Here is a 4,965-nt window from a genome sequence, read left to right on the forward strand (position 1 = left end):
AGACTCATTAATGAAGCTCAAAGACTCATTAATGGAGTTCAAAGACTCATTAATGGAGTTCAAAGCCTCATTAACGGTAATGTGCTATCGGTAATTGTTTACTTACTTGCTGTAGTAAACTACATCTAAGTCAAAAGCTTGCATTCAATAGTTGATAGCGCTGTGAAAAAAATCCTGATTGTGTCAGCTAATCCCACAACCACAGACAAACTCCGCTTGGACGAGGAAGTAAGGGAGATTCAGGAAGGGTTACAACGCTCTCGCAGCCGAGATAAGTTTGAACTGATTACTAAATGGGCGGTGCGGCCTGACGATTTGCGGCGTGCGCTTTTAGATCATAATCCTCATATCATCCATTTTTCTGGACATGGTGGAGGAAATCAAGGTTTAGCCTTGGAAAATAATACAGGGGAAATGCAGCTGGTGAGTACGGAGTCACTAGCAAGGCTATTTAAGTTATTTAAAGACAAAATTGAGTGTGTATTATTAAATGCCTGCTATAGCGAGGTGCAAGCTGAGGCAATTTATCAAAATATTAACCGCGTAGTTGGGATGAATCGGGCAATTGGCGATCGCGCCGCAATTAAATTCGCGGTAGGCTTTTATGATGCACTGGGTGCTGATAGGTCTTATGAGGATGCTTATGAGTTTGGCTGTAGCGCTATTGATTTAGAAAGTATTCCAGAATCTTCTACTCCAGTGCTGAAAAGTCGGAACAATCCCCAAGGTGCTAACTCTACTAACGAAACGATTCCAGATACCGATATAAAACCAGCAGTCACCTTAGAAAATCCAGAAGGGCAGGTATCTTTAAACTCTGCTTTCTATGTCGAGCGATCGCTTATTGAGGTAGACTGTTATGAAACGATTCTTCAACCAGGGGCCTTAATTCGCATCAAAGCTCCCTGGCAGATGGGCAAAACTTCACTCATGTCACGGGTTCTCCACCATGCTAGTGAACATGGGTATCAGACAGCATGTGTGAATTTCCACTCAGCCGATGCAGAATTTCTCGGCAATTTAGATCAGTTTTTACAGTGGTTCTGTGCCAGCATTACTTATGAACTGAATCTACCAGATAAGTTAGGCGAGTATTGGAAGGGTGTTTTAGGTAGCAAGAATAAATGTACAAATTACTTTCAACGGTATTTATTACCTACGATTAATAGCCCCATAGCTTTGGGTTTGGATGAAGTCGATGAAGTCTTCAAGCATCCCATAATTGCGGCTGATTTTTTTGGATTGCTACGAGCTTGGCATGAGCGCTCAAAGAATGAGACAGTTTGGAAAAATCTACGGTTGGTGACTGCGCACTCTAAGGAAGTTTATATCCCACTCAATATAAATCAGTCGCCTTTTAATATAGGTTTACGAATTGAGTTGCCAGACTTAAATCAAATACAAGTACAAAACTTGGTACAACGTCACAGCCTCAATTGGTCTAACTCACAAATTGAAGAATTAATGGCGCTAGTGGGTGGTCATCCTTATTTAGTGCGGGTAGCGCTTTATGAAATTGCCCGTGGTAGGATGACCCTGGAAAATCTGCAAAAAATCGCTGCAACCGAGCAAGGCCCTTACAGTGACCATTTACGCCGCCATTGGCTGAATTTGCAAGAGGATACAGAATTGCTAGCTGCGGTTAAACAAGTGATGATGGCAAATCGCCCCATGAATATAGGCACAACTGAAGCGTTTAAACTCCGCAATATAGGGTTAGTTAAGTTTCAAGGCAATGAAGTAGTGCCACTGTGTAAATTGTATCGTCAATATTTTGGGCATCGCTTGGGGTTGAAAAATTAAGAAAGTACATTAGGAGTGCAATAAAACTTTTATCTGCAATTACCATTTAACAAAAAAGATTAACAATGGTTCAATTTATTCAAGGAAAAGATATAACCTTAGCCCAACTCATAGATCAATTTGGACTACAACGTGCAGACAATGAACAGTTTTTTTTAGAGTGGCAGCAAGATTTACCTGAGTTGAGTGACTTAGAAAAGCAATCTCTCAACGAAGTCAAGGCAGAATACTTGCATTTATCCCGCTACCAAATTCTAGAACCTGTAGTCAAAATGGTGGTGCTATCTCCACTATTGCGTCTAGCAGGTTTTTATCAGCCGCCTTTTTACATTGCATCGGAAGAAGAGGTAAGAATTTCTTCTGAAGACGAAGGCACAATTATTAGAGGACGTATTGATATTTTGGTGTTTCATCCTCTATTTTGGGTTCTCGTAATTGAGGCGAAACGAGCAGATTACTCCTTAGTGCCAGCAATTCCACAAGCATTGGCTTATATGTTGGCAGATGCAACTTCGGCTAAACCTGTTTTTGGGTTTATCACCAATGGTAGTGAATTTCAATTTATTAAGTTGACTAAACAGAGTACACCGAGATATGCCTTATCTTATACACTGTCGCTTAATCGTGGGGATGACTTATATACTGTCGTAAAAGTGTTAAAACATCTAGCTTGTTTAATTAGTAATTTGTAATTATGACCTCTCCCTGGTTTTACTACGCAAAACCGTCCCTCTCCGATTCGGAGAGGGACAGACTTGAACTAAAGTTCAAGGCAGGGAGAGGTTTGTTTAACTCGCGCTGAATTTTTAATTCTTTATGACTCAATACCAGTATCAAGTCGGTGGTAGTCTGCCTAAAAATGCCCTAACTTATGTTAGACGGCAAGCTGACCGTGACCTCTATGAAGGCTTGAAGGCTGGGGATTTTTGTTATGTACTCAATTCCCGGCAGATGGGGAAATCTAGCTTGCGGGTGCGGGTAATGCAGCAGTTGCAAACAGAGGGATTTGCTTGTGCTGTTGTTGATATTACAGCTATTGGGACGGCAGATATTACCCCAGAACAGTGGTATGCCGGGGTGATTGATACTCTGGTGGGAAGTTTGAATATTTATACAACTTTTGATTTAGATACTTGGTGGAATGATAACGGTTTGCTTTCACCAGTGCAGCGCTTGAGCAAGTTTATTGAAACAATATTACTTCAAACAATTACTGGAAAGATTGTTATTTTTATTGATGAAATTGATAGCATTCTGAGTCTTTCATTCAACTTGGATGACTTTTTTGCAGCTATTCGCGATTGCTACAACCGACGAGCAGACCATCCTGAATATAATCGCCTCACCTTTGCTTTGATTGGTGTGTCTACGCCTTCAGATTTGATTCAAGACAAACGCCGGACACCTTTTAATATTGGACAGGCAATTGATTTAACTGGCTTTCAACTCCGAGAGGCACAACCCTTGGCACAGGGATTGGCACAAGTGGGTGATTCTCAAGAGTTGATGCAGGCGGTGCTGGACTGGACGGGAGGACAGCCATTTTTGACGCAAAAAGTTTGTAAGTTACTGGTGCAGGGGGAACTGGAGACTAGAAATTGGGGACTAGAGGCTGGGGATTGGGTGGAAGAGTTGGTACGTCAGGGGATTATTGAGAATTGGGAAACGCAGGATGAGCCGGAGCATTTGAAGACGATTCGAGACAGAATTTTGCAGAGTGGGGAACAGAGGACTGGGCGATTGTTGGGGTTGTATCAGCAGATTTTGCAGCAGGGAGAGATAGCAACTGATGATAGTCCTGAACAAACGGAACTGCAGCTGACGGGTTTGGTGGTGAAGCGGGAGGGTAAGCTACGAATTTATAACCGGATTTATAGAGAGGTGTTTAAGCAGGAATGGTGCGAAAAGATTTTAGCAAACTTGCGCCCCTACTCCGATACATTTAATGCTTGGGTTGAGTCTGAACGTCAAGAGGAGTCGCGTTTGTTGCGGGGAAAAACTTTGCATGATGCTCAAGAATGGGCAGTAGGTAAAAGTTTGAGTGATTTGGATTATCAGTTTTTAGCTGCTAGCCAAGAGTTGGAAAAGTATGATGTGCAGAAAAGGCTGGAGGTAGAGGAACAGGCAAAGCAAGTTTTAGCAGAGGCGAACTACAAAGCTAATCAACGAATTCGCATTGGTTCTGTAGTGTTAGGACTGACTGTGCTGGGGGCAGTTGCATCATTAATATTTGCTCAATATCAATTGGGACAAGCACGAACAGCAAGAGCAAAAACAGATAATGCCCAAACGGAATTAAAAAACGCGAAGAGAGAAACTGAAGCAACCAAGCGAGATAACCAACGGATATCGACAAACAATAAAAAAATATCACACGACAATCAAAGGATATCGGAACAAGCTGCACAGGTAAAACGGAAGCTTAGTAACGCAACTTCAAAACTGAATGCCGCAAATGTCGAAGTGAATCAAGCACAGCAAAACCTGAAACTAGCCCAAAACAAAGTTGCAGCAGCTAGCGAAAAGGCTAGTCAAGCTGAAGGACAGGCAAATCAAGCAATTCAACAACGGCAAGAGGCACAACAGCAGCGTGAAAAAGCTTTTGTAGAATTAAATAGAGCAAGGCAAGAACAACAGCAGACGCGACAAGAATTACAAAAAGCTCAAATTGCTCTAAATGCGGCAGTCAATGCTCGTAAAACTTCTCTTGAGGAACTAAAAAAGGCAGATGCTGCAAAAATTGTTGCTTTAACGGCTACGCGATTGGAACAAGACGGAACAAATGCGCTGCGACAGTTTTATTCAAGGGAAATTGACGGACTGCTATTAGCCATGCGGGCTTCTAAAGAATTGAAAAGTCTGGTCAAGGACAAACAATTTTTAGCAGAATATCCCGCTTATAGCCCTTTGTTTAGTTTACAGACTATTCTGCTGAACATTCGTGAACAAAATCGCTTGGAAAGGCATAGTGCTGGGGTCAACAGCGTCGTCTTCAGCCCAGATGGCAAAACTTTAGCTTCCGCCAGTGCTGACAAAACGATCAAATTGTGGAATCGGGACACAGGCAAAGAAATTACCACCCTAAGAGGGCATAGCGATTGGGTCAACAGCGTCGTCTTCAGCCCGGATGGTAAAACTTTAGCTTCCGCCAGTTTTGACAAA

Annotated in this window: 3 protein-coding genes; all 3 read left to right on the forward strand. The window is 42.3% G+C overall.

The features are described from left to right. Positions 1-162 precede the first annotated feature (162 nt). The gene (locus RMY16_RS32915; RefSeq protein WP_322739890.1) at positions 163-1,803 is read left to right on the forward strand and encodes an AAA-like domain-containing protein; all 1,641 of its coding nucleotides are present in this window, start codon (positions 163-165) and stop codon (positions 1,801-1,803) included. Between the two features lie 65 nt (positions 1,804-1,868). Then, positions 1,869-2,495 (forward strand): type I restriction enzyme HsdR N-terminal domain-containing protein, encoded by a 627-nt coding sequence (locus RMY16_RS32920; protein WP_322739891.1) that lies wholly within the window; start codon positions 1,869-1,871, stop codon positions 2,493-2,495. 124 nt (positions 2,496-2,619) lie between these two features. Beyond that, a partial coding sequence (locus RMY16_RS32925) for an AAA-like domain-containing protein (RefSeq protein ID WP_322739892.1) occupies positions 2,620-4,965 on the forward strand: 2,346 nt, incomplete at its 3' end.

The sequence above is a fragment of the Nostoc sp. DedQUE12b genome (genome assembly GCF_034530835.1).
Classification (GTDB): Bacteria; Cyanobacteriota; Cyanobacteriia; order Cyanobacteriales; family Nostocaceae; genus Nostoc.

Bases quoted from the DNA above. Each gene is read 5' to 3' on its own strand.
- RMY16_RS32920 (WP_322739891.1), top strand. From the start codon at position 1,869: ATGGTTCAATTTATTCAAGGAAAAGATATAACCTTAGCCCAACTCATA.